Source organism: Pseudomonas sp. DWP3-1-3b3 (genome assembly GCF_049896305.1).
Classification (GTDB): Bacteria; Pseudomonadota; Gammaproteobacteria; order Pseudomonadales; family Pseudomonadaceae; genus Aquipseudomonas; species Aquipseudomonas azotoformans_A.
Genome location: NZ_JAFCUA010000002.1, coordinates 229,930 through 246,074, shown reverse-complemented (window position 1 = coordinate 246,074; position 16,145 = coordinate 229,930). Strand labels below are relative to the sequence as shown.

The window sequence follows — 16,145 nt, the reverse complement described above, 5'->3', positions numbered from 1 at the left end:
CCCTCTTGAAGATGATTAGACGGCAATCTTGTGGTCGGTCAGGCCAGGACTACTGACCCGGTAAATACCAATTTCGCCCAACAGGTTGGGCCATAGTTTACTCGCCCAGCCGTGGCGGTGCTGTTGATCGACGGCAAGGCGGTTGATCACCTTGGCTTCACGCTCGCCACACAAGGCTTCGAAGTCTTCGAAGGTGCAGAAGTGGATGTTCGGCGTGTTGTACCAGGTGTAGGGCAGGAAGTCCGACACCGGCATGCGGCCCTTGGTGGCCAGGTACCAGCGGCAGCGCCAGTGGCCGAAGTTCGGGAAGGTGATGATGCACTGGCGGCCGACGCGCAGCATTTCGTCGAGGATTCGGTCCGGGTAGTGCACCGCCTGCAGCGCCTGGGTCATCACCACGATGTCGAAGCTGTTGCTGGCAAAGTTGCCCAGGCCCTTGTCCAGGTCCTGCTCGATCACGTTGATGCCCTTGGCCACGCACTGGGCGATGTTGTCCGGGTCGTTTTCCAGGCCGTAGCCGGTGACTTGCTTGTTGTCGCGCAGCCAACTCAGCAGTTCGCCATCGCCGCAGCCCAGGTCGAGCACGCGGCTGCCGGCGGGGATCCATTCTTGGATGATTTCCAGGTCGGCTCTCATGGCGTTCTCACACAGTAATCCGGTTCATGTAATTGCCGAACGCCTGCAAGTAACGCGGGATCGGAATCAGGAAGGCGTCGTGGCCTTGCGGCGCATCGATTTCCAGGTAGCACACGTCTTTGCGCGCGGCCATCAGCGCATCCACCAGCTCACGGGAGCGGGCCGGCGAGAAGCGCCAGTCGGTGGTGAACGACATCACGCAGAACTTGGCCGTGGCACCTTCGAAGGTTTTCGCCAGGTCATCGTCGTGGTTGGCGGCCGGGTCGAAATAGTCCAGCGCCTTGGTCATCAGCAGGTAGGTGTTGGCGTCGAAACGCCCGGAGAACTCCTCACCCTGATAACGCAGGTAGCTTTCCACCTGGAACTCGACGCTGTGGAAGTCGTAGTTGAGCTTCTCACTCTTGAGCCCACGGCCGAATTTCTCGCCCATGGAGTCATCGGACAGGTAGGTGATATGCCCCACCATCCGTGCCAGCATCAGGCCGCGCTTGGGGATCACCCCGGCTTCCTGGAACGAACCGCCGTGGAACTCAGGGTCAGTCAGGATGGCCTGGCGCGCCACTTCGTTGAAGGCGATGTTCTGCGCCGACAACTTGGGCGCCGAGGCGATGGCCAGGCAATGGCGCACACGGTCCGGGTAAGTGATGGTCCATTGCAGCGCCTGCATGCCACCCAGGCTGCCACCGATCACGGCGGCCCATTGGTGGATGCCGAGCAAGTCGGCGAGGCGGGCCTGGCTGTGCACCCAGTCTTCCACGGTCAGTACCGGGAAATCGGCGCCGAACGGCTTGCCGGTTTCCGGGTTGATACTGCTCGGGCCGGTGGAACCGTTGCAGCCGCCGAGGTTGTTCAGGCTGACCACAAAGAATTTGTCGGTGTCGATGGGCTTGCCGGGGCCGATGCAACTGTCCCACCAGCCGGGCTTGCGCTCGTCGACCGAGTGGAAGCCGGCGGCGTGATGATGGCCTGACAAGGCATGGCAGATCAGCACGGCGTTGCTCGCCGTGGCGTTCAGTTGGCCGTAGGTTTCATGGATCAGGTCATAGGCAGGCAGCGAACGCCCGCAGGCCAGGGCCAGCGGTTCGCTGAAGTGCGCCACTTGGGGCACGACCAGTCCAACAGAATCGGGGGGAAAGGCAGCTGGCATCGACCCTGCTCTCGTTTAAATGAGGCGTAAGTCTAAAGACCGCTGCACCTAGCGGCAAGCAATGGCGAGGGAGGGGCCTCCCTCGCCAGGGAACATCAGATCAGCAGGCGCAGAATCTCTGGCATGCCGGTCATGGCTGCGAGGTTGTTGATCACCAGCATGTCGAGCAACTTGAGCACCATGAACGCCAGGATCGGCGAAATATCCAGGCCGCCCAGGTTCGGCAGCAGACGGCGGAACGGCGCCAGGGCCGGTTCGCAGATCTGGTTCACCAGCTCGGCGCCAGGGTTGTGGCTGCCGGGGGCGACCCAGGACAGGATCACGCTGATGATCAGGGCGAAGAAGAAGATCTTCAGGAACAGCGCGGTCACGCCGATGATGGCCCAGACCAGCAATTGCACGAAGTTGCCGGTGGTGCCATAGGTCAGCAACAGGGTGAGCGCCATCAAGGCCAGCTGTACCAGGATAGCCAGGACCAGCGACGACATGTCCAGGCCGAACAGGCTAGGAATGATCCGGCGCAGCGGCTTGAGCAGCGGCTGGGTGGCCTTGACGATGAACTGGCAGAGCGGGTTGTAGAAGTTCGCACGCACCAGTTGCAGCACGAAGCGCATCAGGACGATCAGCAGGTACAGACTGCCAAGGGTTTGCAGCACGTAGACGGCTGCGGTGTTCAAACCAATCATGTTGGCTCCTTATTTGCCCAGTTGTTCGGCGAGTTCCGCCGAGCGGTGCGCAGCGGCACCCAATGCTTTTTCCACCAGGGCTTCAAAGCCCCCGGCCTGGAACGACTCGATGGCCGCCTGTGTGGTGCCGCCTGGCGAGGTCACGCGACGGCGCAATTCGGCGGCGTCCACATCGCTGGCCACCGCCATATGCGCGGCACCCAGGGCAGTCTGCTCGGCCAGTTGCTCGGCCACGTCCTTGGACAGGCCCAGTTTCATGCCAGCGGCAGTCATGGCCTCGATCAGCAGGAAGAAATACGCCGGGCCGCTGCCGGACACGGCGGTGACCGCGTCCAGTTGCTGCTCCTGCTCCAGCCACAGGGCGAGGCCCACGGCGGACAGCAGCTCTTGCGCCTGGTTGCGTTGCTCGGCGCTTACTTCGGCAGTGGCATATAGCCCGCTCACACCTTGGCTGACCAGTGCTGGCGTATTGGGCATGCAGCGCACGATCGGCTGGGCACCGAGCCACGCGTTCATGCTGGCGCAGGTGATGCCGGCGGCGATAGACACCACCAGTTGCTGCGGCTGCAGGCTCGGACGCAGGCTTTCGCACACGGCTTTCATGGCCTGCGGCTTAACGGCCAGCACAATCACATCGACGCCCTGGATGGCCTCGGCGTTGTCGGCAAAGGTTTCAATACCGTGTTCGGCGCTGACGCGGGCACGGGTGTCGGCGCCTGGGTCGCTGGCGCGGATCTGCGCGGCGTCCAGGCCCTTGGCCCGCAGGCCACCGATCAGGCTGGCCGCCATGTTACCGGCGCCGATAAAGGCAATACGCGTGTTGCTCATGACAGGTCCTTACTCAGAGGGAAGTCAGCCATTTCATGGCTGGCCGTAGTCGCGGGCGCCAAACAGGGCGGTACCGATCCGCACCCAGGTGGCGCCTTGGGCGATGGCCGACTCAAGGTCGTGGCTCATGCCCATGGAAAGTGTGTCCAGCGGCAGGTTCAGGCTGTTTTGCAGGTCGCGTACCGCGGCGAACGCTGCGTCTTGCGCGGTCCGATCTTCAGTCGGCTCCGGAATCGCCATCAGGCCACGCAGTTTCAGGTGCGGCAGGGCGTTGATCGCATGGGCCAGGGCCGGCAGGTCGGCGGGTGTACAGCCGGACTTGCTGGCTTCGCCACTGACATTGACCTGGATGCAGATATTCAGCGGTGGCAGGTCGGCCGGGCGTTGTTCGGACAAGCGTTGAGCGATTTTGAGGCGGTCCACGGAATGCACCCAAGCGAAGTTCTCGGCGATAGCGCGCGTCTTGTTCGATTGAATGGGGCCGATGAAGTGCCAACTCAAGGGCAGGTCGGTTAATTCGGCCTGTTTGCCCAGGGCTTCCTGCAGGTAGTTCTCGCCAAAGTCGTGCATCCCGGCGGCATAGGCTTCGCGCACGGCTTGCGCGGGTTTGGTCTTGCTCACGGCCAGCAGGTGGATGCTGCTTGCGTCACGTTGCACGGCGTCGGCTGCGGCGCGGATGCGCTGGCTAACCTGGCCGATGTGGTCTGCTATCGTCGACATTCAAGATGCGCCCGTGGATATGGAGTCCGCGGCATTCTACTGGAAATGGAAAGCCCTATGGATATCACTGAATTACTCACGGCCAGCGTGCGCCGTGGTGCGTCCGACCTGCATGTGTCTGCCGGCCTGGCGCCGATGCTGCGGCTGGATGGCGAGGTCTGGCCGCTGGAGGGGCCGGTGCTTTCACCTACGCAAGTAGCGGACTTATTGAGCCCTTTGCTCACTCAGCACCAGCAAAAGGATTTCGAAACATCTCTAGAAACAGATTTTGCCTTCGAACTGCCCGGCGTGGCGCGGTTCCGGGCCAATGTGTTCCGGCAGGACCGCGGCATGAGTGCGGTGTTTCGCACCATCCCTTCAGAGGTCCAAAGCCTGGAAAACCTTGGCCTTGGCGAAGTGTTCCAGCGTATCGCCCAATTGCCACGTGGCCTGGTGCTGGTCACCGGCCCGACCGGCTCAGGCAAGTCCACCACCCTGGCGGCGATGATCGATTTTCTCAACCAGCATCGGCGCCACCACATTCTCACCCTTGAAGACCCCATCGAATTTATCCACACGCCGAAAATGGCGTTGATCAACCAACGCCAGGTGCATCGCGACACCCAGGGTTTTTCCATCGCCCTGCGCTCGGCGCTGCGCGAAGACCCGGACGTGATCCTGGTGGGCGAACTGCGCGACCTGGAAACCATCCGCCTCGCGCTGACGGCGGCTGAGACCGGGCACCTGGTGTTTGGCACCCTGCACACCAGTTCGGCAGCAAAGACTGTCGACCGGCTGGTGGACGTGTTCCCGGCCGGGGAAAAGGCCATGGTCCGCTCGATGCTGTCGGAGTCGTTGCAGGCGGTGGTGTCCCAGGTGCTGGTAAAGAAGATCGGCGGCGGACGCGTGGCGGCCCATGAAATCATGCTGGGCACGCCGGCCATTCGGAACTTGATCCGGGAGGACAAGGTGGCGCAGATGGTTTCAGCGATACAGACGGGTGGGGCGTTGGGGATGAAGACGCTGGATATGAGTTTGAAGGCGTTGGTCGGGGCGGGGGTGATCAGCCGGGAGGATGCGAGGGAGAAGGCGAGAGTGCCAGCAGATTTATGAGGAACCAATGTGGGAGCGGGCTTGCTCGCGAAAGCGGTGTGTCAGTCAACTTACATATCGACTGAACCACCGCCTTCGCGAGCAAGCCCGCTCCCACATTTTGTAACGCGTTTAGCCAGGAATCAGCGTTGTACTACCCGCAGATTGTTCTGCTCTTTCGGAAGCACCCGCTTGGCAATCACGTAATTCTTGTCCCAGAACGGCTTCTTCAGGGTGTCGATACTCACCGACTTGCCACGACGCGGTGCGTGGATGAAGCGGTCGTTGCCCAGGTAGATGGCAACATGGTTCACCTGGCGGCTCTTCAGCTTGAAGAACAGCAGGTCGCCGGGTTTCAGGTCCTTGCGATCAACCTTCTGCCCGTGGCCGGCAGCCATGGCGTTGGACGTGCGCGGCAAATCCACGGCGGCTACGTCGTTGAACGCATATTTCACCAAGCCGCTGCAGTCGAACCCTTTACTTGGGCTGCTGCCGCCCCAACGATAAGGGGTACCGAGCACGTTGACGGCGCGGCTGAGGACGGTGCTGCTCTGCTTGGTGTTGACGCCAACCAGGCCTGGGACTGCTTTGCCGTTGTGGGCCTTGCTCAGTTGAGTCGGGCGGTTGACGGTCAGCTTTACCGACTTGGCGGTGCTTGGCGTGCTGTGGACTTTAGGGGTGAAACCGTTAACGTTAGGAAGTCGTTGCTCACGATTGGTGGCGTGGGCGGCCAGTGGCATTAATAGGCAAATGGTTAGCCATGTCTTGAAAAATGGTCGCATTAGGCGTGGCTCTTATGGGTTTGCGCGCAACTTTATAACAGCTTTTTGTGCCGTTCTCAGGCCGTTTGTCGACTGAACCTTGACGTCAAAATCAGGAAAAACGCGACGATTCGCCGCAATTGTCCTACACAAGTCAGGTGGCATAAGGCTTTCAGGGCAGGGAAGATACCATTTGCCGTACGTCGGGCGCCTGTAAAAAAGTCACAAAGAAAATGAAAAAATTTATCTATCGAGGCAAAAGAGGTACGCGATGAACACCTATCAGCAGATTGGCCCGCAGCAAGACACCCACAGTAAGGTGATCGGTTACCTGCTGTGGATTTTCGGTTTTACCGGGGCGCATCGCTTCTATTACGGCAAACCCGTCACCGGCACGATCTGGTTTTTCACCCTCGGCCTGTTGGGTATTGGCTGGTTGATCGACTTTTTCCTGATTCCGGCCATGGACCGTGAAGCGGACCTGCGTTTTACCGCCGGGCCCATCGAATACAACGTGGCCTGGATCCTGTTGGCGTTTCTGGGGGTATTTGGCGTGCACCGCATGTACCAGGGCAAATGGATCACCGGCTTGATCTACCTACTGACCGGCGGCTTGTTCCTGGTGGGGGTGCTGTATGACTTCTGGACATTGAATACGCAGATTTCGATCCGCAATGCTGAACGCAATTCCGGGCGATAAATCACCTGTAGGGGCGAGCTTGCTCGCTCCTACAGGTTTGTAGCGTCAAGCCTGGTAGCTGATGCGTCCGTCGACCAGGGTGTAGCGCACCGTCGCCGGCAGGCTGTGCCCAATGAACGGGCAGTTTTCACCCTTGGATAACCACTGCTCCCCGGCAACCGTGGAGTTGGCCGGGTCGAACAGCACCAGATCCGCCGCCGATCCCACCGCCAACTTACCTGCCGGCAGGCGCAGGGCCTCGGCCGGGCCAGCACTCAGGCGTGCCAGCAGTGTCGGCAAGTCCAGCAACCCATCTTCCACCAACGTCATCGCCAACGGCAGCAACAGTTCGACACTGCTGATGCCTGGCTCTGTCGCGCCAAACGGTGCGAGCTTGGCATCCCGCTCATGGGGCTGGTGATGGCTGGAAATCGCCGAGACCACGCCGGACTTGACCGCCGCGCGCAAACCTTCGCGGTCGGCCAGGGTGCGCAGCGGCGGCTGCACGTGGTACAGGCTGGAGAAGTCGATCAGCGCTTCATCCGTCAGAATCAGCTGATACAGCGCCACATCCGCCGTCACCGGCAAGCCACGGGCCTGGGCCTGGGCGATCAAGGCCACGCCGCGAGCGCTGGTCAATTGGCTGAAGTGCGCACGCACGCCGCTTTGTTCCACCAGCAACAGGTCACGGGCCAGGGCCACGGTCTCGGCGGTTTCCGGAATGCCCGGCAGGCCGAGGAAGCTGGCCACGGCGCCTTCATGGGCCAGGCCGCCTTCGGCCAGGTCGCGGTCCTGGGAATGGAAAATCACCGTCAGGTCGAAGGTGGCCGCGTATTCCAGGGCACGTAACAGCGTGCGGGTGCTGCGAAAGCTTTCCAGACCATTGCCGAAGGCCACGCAACCGGCGTCGCGCAGGGCGATCAGTTCGGCGAGTTGTTCGCCTTCCAGGCCTTTGCTCAAGGCGCCGATAGGGAACACCTTGCAATTGCCGGCTTCACGGGCGCGGTCGAGGATCAGCTCGGTCACGGCCGAGGTGTCGAGGATCGGCTTGGTGTGCGGCGGGCAGCACAGGCTGGTCACACCACCGGCAGCGGCGGCGCGGGTTTCGCTGATGATGTTGCCTTTGCGGCTGTAGCCTGGCTCGCGCAGGGCGACGTTCAGGTCGACCAGGCCCGGCGCGGCCACCAAGCCTTTGGCGTCGAGGGTTTCAGTCGCGCTGAAACCTGCCGGAGCAGCGCCGATGGCGATAAGCTTGCCGGCTTCCAGATGCAGATCGGTGACTTGATCCAGGCCACTGGCCGGATCGATAACGCGAGCGCCAAGAATGCTGAGCTTCACTGGGCGTTCTCCTGCTCGAATTGACGTTGCGCGGTTTGCCCGCTCATGGCCATGGACAGCACGGCCATGCGGACGGCGATGCCGTAGGTGACTTGGTTCAGGATCACCGATTGAGGGCCGTCGGCCACCGCCGACTCAATCTCTACCCCACGGTTGATCGGGCCCGGGTGCATGACGATGGCATCCGGCTTGGCGCCGGCCAGGCGCGCAGTGGTCAGGCCGAACAGGCGGTAGAACTCGCCTTCGCTCGGCAGCAGGCCACCGGCCATGCGCTCGCGTTGCAGGCGCAGCATGATCACTACGTCCACATCCTTGAGGCCTGCGGCCATGTCGGTGTAGACCTTCACGCCGTACTGCTCGATGCCGATCGGCAGCAGGGTTTTTGGTGCGATCACGCGGATATCCGGGCAACCCAGGGCTTTGAGGGCCAGCATGTTGGAGCGTGCAACCCGCGAGTGCAGGATGTCGCCGACGATGGCCACCGAGAGGTTTTCAAAGCTGCCCTTGTGCCGACGGATGGTGAGCATGTCGAGCATGCCCTGGGTCGGGTGGGCGTGACGGCCGTCGCCGCCGTTGATGATCGCCACCTGCGGGCACACGTGTTCGGCGATGAAGTGCGCGGCACCGGAGTCGCCGTGGCGCACCACGAACATGTCGGCGGCCATGGCTTCCAGGTTGCGCAGGGTGTCGAGCAGGGTCTCGCCCTTGCTCGCCGACGAGGTGGACACGTTCAGCGTGATCACGTCGGCCGACAGCCGCTGGGCCGCCAGTTCAAAGGTGGTACGGGTGCGCGTGGAGTTCTCGAAGAACACATTGCAGATGGTCTTGCCGCGCAGCAGCGGGACCTTCTTCACCGCGCGGCCACCGACTTCGAGGAACGAGTCGGCGGTGTCGAGGATTTCGGTGAGCAGTTCGCGGGGCAAACCGTCGAGGGACAAGAAGTGTTGCAACTGGCCCTGAGCATTGAGCTGCAGCGGGCGCTTGGCATCGAGAGGCGTCATCGCGGGGACTCTTTACAAGGCGGTTTAAAGGGCGAGGTCTTGCAGTTCGAGTTCGAGCGGCGTGGGACCGGACAATTTTACCCGCTGGTGGGCTGCAAGCGACAGTGTGGCGCCGACCACATCCGGGCTGATCGGCAGTTCGCCGGCATCCAGGTCGAGCAGGCACACCAGGGTCACGCTGGCCGGGCGGCCGTAGTCGAACAGTTCGTTCATGGCGGCGCGGATGGTGCGGCCGCTCATCAGCACATCGTCGATCAGCACCAGGTGCTGGCCTTCGATCTCGAACGGCAGGGCCGACGGGCGCACTTGCGGGTGCAGACCGTTCTGGCTGAAGTCGTCACGATAGAAGGACACGTCGAGGGTGCCGAGGGGCGAGTCGCTGCCCAGTGCTTCCAGCAATGCCTGGGCCACCCACACACCACCGGTGCGAATACCGATGAAGCGCGGCTCGCTGATGTTGCGGTGTTGCAGATGGGCCGTGAGGCTTGTGGCCATCTGGCTGATCAGTTCGGCGGGGTTCGGCAGGCTCATGCAGGCTCCTTCAGGACCTTGGCGCAGGCAAGGTCCGGGCTCAAACGTAAAAAGACGCGGCAAGCCGCGTCAGTCAGGATTCAAATAATGCAGTGTTTTCATCCAGCCATCCCTGCAATAACAGGGCGGCGGCGATGGCGTCCACGGGATTGTCGCGGTAGCTGCCCTTCTGCCCGCCACGGTCACGGCGCTCACCCTTGGCTTCAAAGGTGGTGAGGCGTTCATCGTGGGTATAGAAGGGCAGGTTGTAGCGACCATTTAGGCGGCGGGCGAATTTTTCGGCGCGCAGGCACATGTCGCTGGGGGTGCCGTCCATGTTCAAGGGCAGGCCGACCACGACCGCGTCGGGCTTCCACTCTTTAATGAGGGCTTCGACCTGGTTCCAGTCCGGCACGCCGTTCTGGGCTTTCAAGGTGCACAGCTCGCGGGCCTGGCCGGTGATAACCTGGCCGACCGCGACGCCGATCTGTTTGGTGCCGTAGTCAAAACCCAGGATTAGTCGCAAAGCCATCAGGCGTGCCCCGCCTGGCTGGTCAACAGGCTGAGGTTGACCCGCAGCTTGGCCGCAGCCGCTTCCAGGCGCAGTTCGCTGGGCGTGTTGAACAGGATGTCGGCATCGAAGGGGCACGTCAGCCAAGCGTTGCTGGCGAGTTCGGCTTCCAATTGGCCCGCTTCCCAGCCCGCATAACCGAGGGTGATCACACTCTGCTCAGGGCCCACGCCGTCGGCGATGGCGAACAACACGTCCTGGGAGGTGGACAGCGACACACCGTCCAGATCGACGGTGGCCTGGAACTTCGGCCCCGTCGGGTGCAGCACAAAACCGCGATCGGTCTGCACCGGCCCGCCGATATAGATCGGCACGCCCTGGCAACGGGCGGGCGGGTCGACTTCCGGGCGCAGCTGCTCAAGGATGTCCGCCAGGTTCAGCTCTTGCGGGCGGTTGACCACCAGCCCCATCGCACCATTGGCCGTGTGCTCGACGATGTAGGTCAAGGTCTGCGCAAAGTTCGGGTCGGCCATATGGGGCATGGCGATCAGGAATTGATGCTTGAGGTAGGTCGGGCTGACGTTTTTCATGTTCGATAGTGTGGCGGTGGAGGGGCGAACTGACAAGCTGGTGATGTGCCACAGGTGGCAATTGTCATCAATTGCTCGACAACCGATCGCCCTTGGCGAACTTCCAGGTGCGGATGATTTCCAGGCGGTCGACGTCGTTCAAATCGCCGCTGAAAGGCGCAAAAGGCGCGGCCAGGCGCACGATGCGCTGGGCGGCCTGGTCCAGCAACGGCTGGCCGGACGACTCCAGTACCTGCACTTCATATAACGTGCCGTCGCGGTTGATTGAAACCAATAGACGCAAATTGCCGTAAATCTGCTGGCGCCGGGCTTCTTCCGGGTAGTTGAGGTTGCCGATGCGCTCGACCTTCTTGCGCCACTCGTCTTTGTACCAGGCACCTTTGTCGCGCATGGTCGAGGCGGCGTTCAGCCGGTAGATACGCGGGCGCTTGGCGTACAGCTGCTGTTCGTTGGCCAGTTCGGCTTCGAGGCTGGAGATTTCGTCGGACAGGGTCGAGCTGTCGAAAGTCGGCGCCGGCTTTACGGGCTCGGGCGTGGGTTCGCTCTTGGTCTTTTCGCGCTGGGTCGGGGCCTTTTGCGGCTTGGGTGCGACGGTGGTCACCGCCGCCTTGGGCGCGGCCTGCTTGACCTCCGGCTTGGGCACCGGTGGTGGGGTGACTTTATTCACCTTGTTGTCCTGGAACGGCGCCACTTCAGTGGTCTTGGGTATGGCTTTCTTGTCGAGGGTGCCGCTGCCTTGCTGGTTGTCCTGGGCGAGGAAGTCAGCCTTCTCGGGCTTCTTTTCGCTTTTGAACGTGGCGAGGGTGATTTCCAGGGTTTTGCTGATCTGCTTGGGCTCGACCATGGTGAAACCCACGCCGAGGATCAGCGCCAGGTGAATCAACGCGGCCAGGAACAGGGTAAATCCGAGCCGATCAGCCGGGCGCACGCCGCTGTGGGAGAGTTCGGGGGGCAGCTCGGACGGGAGTGTCATGACAAAAAAACCAACATCGCGCGTTTCACAGGTGGGGCATGATAGCGCAATGTTGGTGCGTGTCCGGCTGTTCTATATCACTTGGCCTGCAGCTTGCGCTCAATGGCGGCCATCAACATTTCGCCGATGTTGGTGCCAAATGCGTTGTCGATCTCGCGGATGCAGGTCGGGCTGGTGACGTTGATTTCAGTCAGGTTCTCGCCGATCACGTCCAGGCCGACAAACAGCAGGCCCTTTTCACGCAGGGTCGGGCCGACCTGGGCGGCAATCCAACGGTCCTTGTCCGACAGCGGGCGTGCTTCACCCCGACCACCGGCCGCCAGGTTGCCACGGGTCTCGCCCGCCGCTGGGATGCGCGCCAGGCAGTAATCCACCGGTTCGCCGTCGATCATCAGGATGCGCTTGTCGCCGTCCTTGATCGCCGGCAGGTAGGCCTGGCCCATGATCTGCTGGGTGCCCAGTGCGGTCAGGGTTTCCAGGATCACCGACAGGTTCGGGTCGCCTGCGCGGTGACGGAAGATCGAAGTGCCGCCCATGCCGTCCAGCGGCTTGAGGATCACATCACCGTGCTTGGCGGCGAATTCACGCAGCACATCGGCGCGGCGGCTGACCACGGTCGGCGGCGTGCACTGTGGGAACAGGGTGGCGAACAGCTTTTCATTGCAATCGCGCAGGCTCTGCGGCTTGTTGACGATCAGCACGCCGGCGCGCTCGGCCTGCTCCAGCAGGTAAGTGGAGTAGACGAACTCCATGTCGAACGGCGGGTCCTTGCGCATCAGGATCACGTCCAGATCGCTCAGTGGGCTGTCGATTTCGTCCTGCAATTCGAACCACTTTTCAGGGTTTGCAAATACCTGCAGCGGGCGCATGCGCGCACGGGCCTCGCCGTCGCCCTGGTAAAGATCGCGCTGCTCCATATAGAACAGGGTCCAGCCGCGGGCCTGGGCGGCCAGGAGCATGGCCAGCGAGCTGTCCTTTTTATAGGAAATGCTGGCGATAGGGTCCATGACAATGCCGACGCGAACGCTCATGGGGGATTTCCTCTAGCAAATAAGGGCGCATAAAAGTGGCGTCAGAGTGGCGCTGCGGCTGTTGTGGGTCAAGGAAAAACCACCTGGCCGGTTGCTCGATAGATTGCGCCCGGAGACTGTGCTAAAAAGACTGCCACGGCGCAGCAGCCCTTGAATTCCAAGGCCCGCGGCGCTCATCCTGTGCAACATCAGGCAGTACACACCGAAAACCGATTCGCTGTGGCGATGGCAGAGCAGATATGGAACAGCATTCCAACGCCTTGAGAGTGATGGTGATCGATGATTCGAAGACGATCCGCCGCACCGCTGAAACCTTGTTGAAGAACGTGGGGTGCGATGTCATCACGGCCATCGACGGTTTCGATGCCCTGGCCCGGATTGTTGATCATCACCCGCATATTATTTTTGTCGACATCATGATGCCGCGCCTGGATGGCTATCAAACCTGCGCACTGGTGAAGAACAACCCGGCGTTCAAGTCGATCCCGGTGATCATGTTGTCGTCCAAGGACGGCCTGTTCGACAAGGCCAAGGGGCGCATCGTGGGGGTCGATCAGTTTTTGACCAAGCCTTTCAGCAAGGAAGAACTGCTGGGCGCGATCAAGGCCTACGTGCCGGGGTTCGCCGCAGTAGAACAAGCACACTGACGCCGCCTCACAAGGGCCGGCGTCCACCTATGTAGTGGGGAAAACCATGGCACGTGTTCTGATCGTCGACGATTCGCCGACCGAAATGTACAAACTGACCGGCATGCTGGAAAAGCATGGCCACCAGGTCCTCAAGGCCGAAAACGGCGCGGACGGCGTGGCCCTGGCCCGCCAGGAATTGCCCGACGCCGTGCTGATGGACATCGTGATGCCGGGCCTCAACGGCTTTCAGGCCACCCGCCAGCTGTCCAAGGAGCCGGAAACCAACGGCATCCCGATCATCATCATCACCACCAAGGACCAGGAAACCGACAAGATCTGGGGCGCGCGCCAGGGTGCCAAGGATTACCTGACCAAGCCGGTGGATGAAGAAACCCTGATCGCCACCCTGAACAAGGTGCTGGCCGGCTGACGGTTCGCCATCATGACCGAGTCGCAAACCGCCTTCGAGCTGCTGCTGGACATTGACCGCCGCTGCCGCCTGCTGGCCGCTGACCTGCCGTCCCAGGAAACCCGCCTGCAACGCTGGAGCGGGATCGGCTTTCGCCTGGACCAGCACTGGTATGTGGCGCCCATGGGCGAAGTCGCCGAAGTCCTGCACGAACCACGCTGCACCTTGATGCCCGGGGTCAAGGCCTGGGTAAAAGGCGTGGCCAACCTGCGTGGGCGCCTGTTGCCGGTGATGGATTTGGGTGGGTTCCTCGGCCTTGAGCTGTCCAAGGCGCGCAAGCAACGGCGGGTGCTGGTGGTGGAGTTCAACGACGTGTTTGTCGGGCTGCTGGTCGACGAGGTGGTGGGGATGCAGCATTTCGCACAAGACGCCTGGCGGGCGAACACCGCGCCCGACGCAGCGTTTATTCAAGGCCGGTTCGACGGCGACCCGTCGTGGCAGGTGTTTAGCCCCTTCGCCCTGGCCCAGGCCCCTGGCTTCATGGATGTTGCCGCATGACCACCGCTACCGCACTCAAACCCCAGGCCGGCTCGCGCAGCCGCTCGCAGATCATCGTGCTGTTCATCGCACTGATCGTGTTCATCATGTTGCTGTTCGCCAACTTTGCGTACCTCAATACCCAATCCACCTACGACAAACAGTACATCGGCCACGCCGGTGAGCTGCGCGTGCTGTCCCAGCGTATCGCCAAGAACGCCACCGAAGCCGCCGCCGGCAAGGCTGCGGCGTTCAAGTTGCTGGGCGATGCGCGCAATGACTTCGCCCAACGCTGGGGCTTCCTGAAAAAAGGTGACCCGCAAACTGGCCTGCCCGCCGCGCCCAGCGCGGTGCGTGCCGAAATGCGCGCGGTGCAGACCGACTGGGAAGCACTGCTGAAAAACACCGACGCGATCCTCGCCAGCGAGCAGACCGTGCTGTCGTTGCATCAGGTCGCCGCGACCCTGGCCGAAACCGTGCCGCAACTGCAGATGGAATCGGAAAAGGTCGTTGATATCCTCCTGCAACGCGGCGCTCCGGCCAGCCAGGTGGCGTTGGCCCAGCGCCAATCACTGCTGGCCGAACGTATCCTCGGCGCGGTGAACACCGTGTTGGCCGGCGACGAAACCGCCGTGCAGGCCGCCGACGCCTTTGGCCGCGACGCCAACCGCTTCGGCCAGGTGCTCAACGGCATGCTCCAGGGCAACCCCGGTTTGCGCATCACCCAGGTCGAGGACCGCGACGCCCGCGCGCGGCTGGCGGAAATCGCCGAGCTGTTCGAATTCGTTTCCGGCTCCGTGGATGAGATCCTCGAAACCTCGCCGCAGTTGTTCCAGGTGCGGGCCTCGGCGAGCAATATCTTCAACCTCTCGCAAACCTTGCTCGATGAAGCCTCGCACCTGGCCACCGGGTTCGAAAACCTCGCCAGCGGGCGCAGCTTTGACACCATCGGCGGCTATGTCCTGGGCCTGCTCGCCCTGACCTCGATCATTCTGATCGGCCTGGTGATGGTGCGCGAGACCAACCGCCAGCTGCACGAAACCGCCGAGAAGAACGAACGCAACCAGAACGCGATCATGCGCCTGCTGGATGAAATCGAAGACCTGGCCGACGGCGACCTCACCGTGACTGCCTCGGTGACTGAAGACTTCACCGGCACCATCGCCGACTCCATCAACTATTCCGTCGACCAACTGCGCGACCTGGTCGCCACCATCAACCTCACTGCCGGGCAAGTCGCTGGCGCGGTGCAGGACACCCAGGCCACCGCGATGCACTTGGCCCAGGCTTCGGAGCACCAGGCCCAGCAGATCGCCGAGGCGTCCACCGCGATCAACCAGATGGCCCAGTCCATCGACCAGGTCTCGGCCAACGCTGCCGAGTCCTCGGCGGTGGCAGAGCGCTCGGTGGAAATCGCCAACAAGGGCAACGAGGTGGTGCACAACACCATCCACGGCATGGACAACATCCGCGAGCAGATCCAGGACACCGCCAAACGCATCAAGCGCCTGGGCGAGTCGTCCCAGGAAATTGGCGACATCGTCAGCCTGATCGACGACATTGCCGACCAGACCAACATCCTCGCCCTCAACGCGGCAATTCAGGCAAGCATGGCCGGTGATGCCGGACGCGGCTTTGCGGTGGTGGCTGACGAAGTGCAGCGTCTGGCCGAACGCTCATCGGCGGCGACCCGGCAGATTGAAACGTTGGTGCGGGCGATCCAGGCCGACACCAATGAAGCGGTCATTTCCATGGAACAGACCACCACCGAAGTGGTGCGCGGCGCACGGCTGGCCCAGGACGCCGGGGTGGCGCTGGAAGAGATCGAAGGCGTGTCGAAGACCCTGGCGGCGCTGATCCAGAGTATCTCCAACGCAGCGCAGCAACAGACCTCATCGGCCGGGCAGATCTCCCTGACCATGAACGTGATCCAACAGATCACCACCCAGACCTCGTCGGGGTCGACGGCCACCGCAGAAAGCATCGGCAACCTGGCGAAAATGGCCAGCCAGTTGCGGCGGTCGGTGTCGGGCTTCACCTTGCCGCCGGCGCGTCCGGTGGATGAACAGCCCCACAGCCATTCATGAT

The 16,145-nt window shown here is 62.1% G+C and carries 19 protein-coding genes; 6 read left to right on the top strand and 13 right to left on the bottom strand.

Annotated features, from left to right (window positions below):
- Window positions 1–15: 15 nt before the first annotated feature.
- The 5 genes from metW to ACP7BX_RS07455 form a co-directional block, all read right to left on the bottom strand.
- Complete coding sequence (gene metW / locus ACP7BX_RS07475; protein ID WP_010207236.1) at window positions 16–636, bottom strand: methionine biosynthesis protein MetW; 621 nt, start codon at window positions 634–636, stop codon at window positions 16–18.
- A 7-nt stretch (window positions 637–643) separates the two neighbouring features.
- The gene (metX, locus tag ACP7BX_RS07470; RefSeq protein WP_038850846.1) at window positions 644–1,783 is read right to left on the bottom strand and encodes a homoserine O-succinyltransferase MetX; all 1,140 of its coding nucleotides are present in this window, start codon (window positions 1,781–1,783) and stop codon (window positions 644–646) included.
- A 95-nt stretch (window positions 1,784–1,878) separates the two neighbouring features.
- The gene (locus tag ACP7BX_RS07465) at window positions 1,879–2,469 is read right to left on the bottom strand and encodes a YggT family protein (protein WP_033897055.1); all 591 of its coding nucleotides are present in this window, start codon (window positions 2,467–2,469) and stop codon (window positions 1,879–1,881) included.
- A gap of 9 nt (window positions 2,470–2,478) precedes the next feature.
- On the bottom strand, window positions 2,479–3,297 hold the full coding sequence (gene proC, locus ACP7BX_RS07460; RefSeq protein WP_426127285.1) for a pyrroline-5-carboxylate reductase: 819 nt from the start codon (window positions 3,295–3,297) through the stop codon (window positions 2,479–2,481).
- A 33-nt stretch (window positions 3,298–3,330) separates the two neighbouring features.
- Complete coding sequence (locus tag ACP7BX_RS07455) at window positions 3,331–4,017, bottom strand: YggS family pyridoxal phosphate-dependent enzyme (RefSeq protein WP_426127287.1); 687 nt, start codon at window positions 4,015–4,017, stop codon at window positions 3,331–3,333.
- A 57-nt stretch (window positions 4,018–4,074) separates the two neighbouring features.
- Between ACP7BX_RS07455 and ACP7BX_RS07450 the strand changes: the two genes are divergently transcribed.
- On the top strand, window positions 4,075–5,109 hold the full coding sequence (locus ACP7BX_RS07450) for a type IV pilus twitching motility protein PilT (RefSeq protein WP_426127289.1): 1,035 nt from the start codon (window positions 4,075–4,077) through the stop codon (window positions 5,107–5,109).
- 122 nt (window positions 5,110–5,231) lie between these two features.
- Here ACP7BX_RS07450 and ACP7BX_RS07445 read toward each other — a convergent pair whose 3' ends face one another.
- Window positions 5,232–5,870: a C40 family peptidase gene (locus tag ACP7BX_RS07445; RefSeq protein WP_033897060.1), complete on the bottom strand. Its 639-nt coding sequence runs from the start codon at window positions 5,868–5,870 to the stop codon at window positions 5,232–5,234.
- Between the two features lie 250 nt (window positions 5,871–6,120).
- Here ACP7BX_RS07445 and ACP7BX_RS07440 point away from each other — a divergent pair, with 250 nt between their 5' ends.
- Complete coding sequence (locus tag ACP7BX_RS07440) at window positions 6,121–6,549, top strand: NINE protein (RefSeq protein WP_033897061.1); 429 nt, start codon at window positions 6,121–6,123, stop codon at window positions 6,547–6,549.
- Window positions 6,550–6,594: 45 nt separating this feature from the next.
- On the opposite strand, the gene ACP7BX_RS07435 is transcribed toward ACP7BX_RS07440, so the two are convergent.
- From ACP7BX_RS07435 to gshB, 7 genes are all read right to left on the bottom strand, one after another.
- Window positions 6,595–7,866, bottom strand: coding sequence for a dihydroorotase (locus ACP7BX_RS07435; RefSeq protein ID WP_133075459.1), 1,272 nt, complete (start codon window positions 7,864–7,866; stop codon window positions 6,595–6,597).
- Entirely contained in the window at window positions 7,863–8,867 is a 1,005-nt protein-coding gene (locus ACP7BX_RS07430) for an aspartate carbamoyltransferase catalytic subunit (RefSeq protein ID WP_016976042.1), read from the bottom strand. The genes ACP7BX_RS07435 and ACP7BX_RS07430 overlap by 4 nt, the downstream gene beginning before the upstream one ends.
- 24 nt (window positions 8,868–8,891) lie before the next feature.
- Window positions 8,892–9,398: a bifunctional pyr operon transcriptional regulator/uracil phosphoribosyltransferase PyrR gene (gene pyrR, locus ACP7BX_RS07425; RefSeq protein ID WP_426127292.1), complete on the bottom strand. Its 507-nt coding sequence runs from the start codon at window positions 9,396–9,398 to the stop codon at window positions 8,892–8,894.
- Between the two features lie 73 nt (window positions 9,399–9,471).
- Window positions 9,472–9,909: a Holliday junction resolvase RuvX gene (gene ruvX, locus ACP7BX_RS07420; RefSeq protein ID WP_003195067.1), complete on the bottom strand. Its 438-nt coding sequence runs from the start codon at window positions 9,907–9,909 to the stop codon at window positions 9,472–9,474.
- The gene (locus ACP7BX_RS07415; protein ID WP_033897066.1) at window positions 9,909–10,478 is read right to left on the bottom strand and encodes a YqgE/AlgH family protein; all 570 of its coding nucleotides are present in this window, start codon (window positions 10,476–10,478) and stop codon (window positions 9,909–9,911) included. Before ACP7BX_RS07415 ends, ruvX begins: the two co-directional genes overlap by 1 nt.
- Window positions 10,479–10,545: 67 nt before the next feature.
- Window positions 10,546–11,451 (bottom strand): energy transducer TonB, encoded by a 906-nt coding sequence (locus ACP7BX_RS07410; protein WP_426127294.1) that lies wholly within the window; start codon window positions 11,449–11,451, stop codon window positions 10,546–10,548.
- A 77-nt stretch (window positions 11,452–11,528) separates the two neighbouring features.
- Entirely contained in the window at window positions 11,529–12,482 is a 954-nt protein-coding gene (gene gshB / locus ACP7BX_RS07405) for a glutathione synthase (protein ID WP_028618297.1), read from the bottom strand.
- 239 nt (window positions 12,483–12,721) lie between these two features.
- On the opposite strand from gshB, the gene pilG reads away from it, so the two are divergent.
- The 4 genes from pilG to ACP7BX_RS07385 are packed head-to-tail and all read left to right on the top strand — an operon-like array spanning window position 12,722 to window position 16,144.
- Window positions 12,722–13,129 carry a twitching motility response regulator PilG gene (gene pilG / locus ACP7BX_RS07400; RefSeq protein WP_010564379.1) on the top strand — a complete coding sequence of 136 codons (408 nt, stop codon included), beginning with the start codon at window positions 12,722–12,724 and terminating at the stop codon, window positions 13,127–13,129.
- 46 nt (window positions 13,130–13,175) lie between these two features.
- A complete protein-coding gene (gene pilH, locus ACP7BX_RS07395) occupies window positions 13,176–13,541 on the top strand; it encodes a twitching motility response regulator PilH (RefSeq protein ID WP_016976047.1) in 366 nt (121 codons plus the stop codon).
- 12 nt (window positions 13,542–13,553) lie between these two features.
- The gene (locus ACP7BX_RS07390; RefSeq protein WP_177110245.1) at window positions 13,554–14,078 is read left to right on the top strand and encodes a chemotaxis protein CheW; all 525 of its coding nucleotides are present in this window, start codon (window positions 13,554–13,556) and stop codon (window positions 14,076–14,078) included.
- On the top strand, window positions 14,075–16,144 hold the full coding sequence (locus tag ACP7BX_RS07385) for a methyl-accepting chemotaxis protein (RefSeq protein WP_038850853.1): 2,070 nt from the start codon (window positions 14,075–14,077) through the stop codon (window positions 16,142–16,144). The genes ACP7BX_RS07390 and ACP7BX_RS07385 overlap by 4 nt, the downstream gene beginning before the upstream one ends.
- Window position 16,145 lies beyond the last annotated feature (1 nt).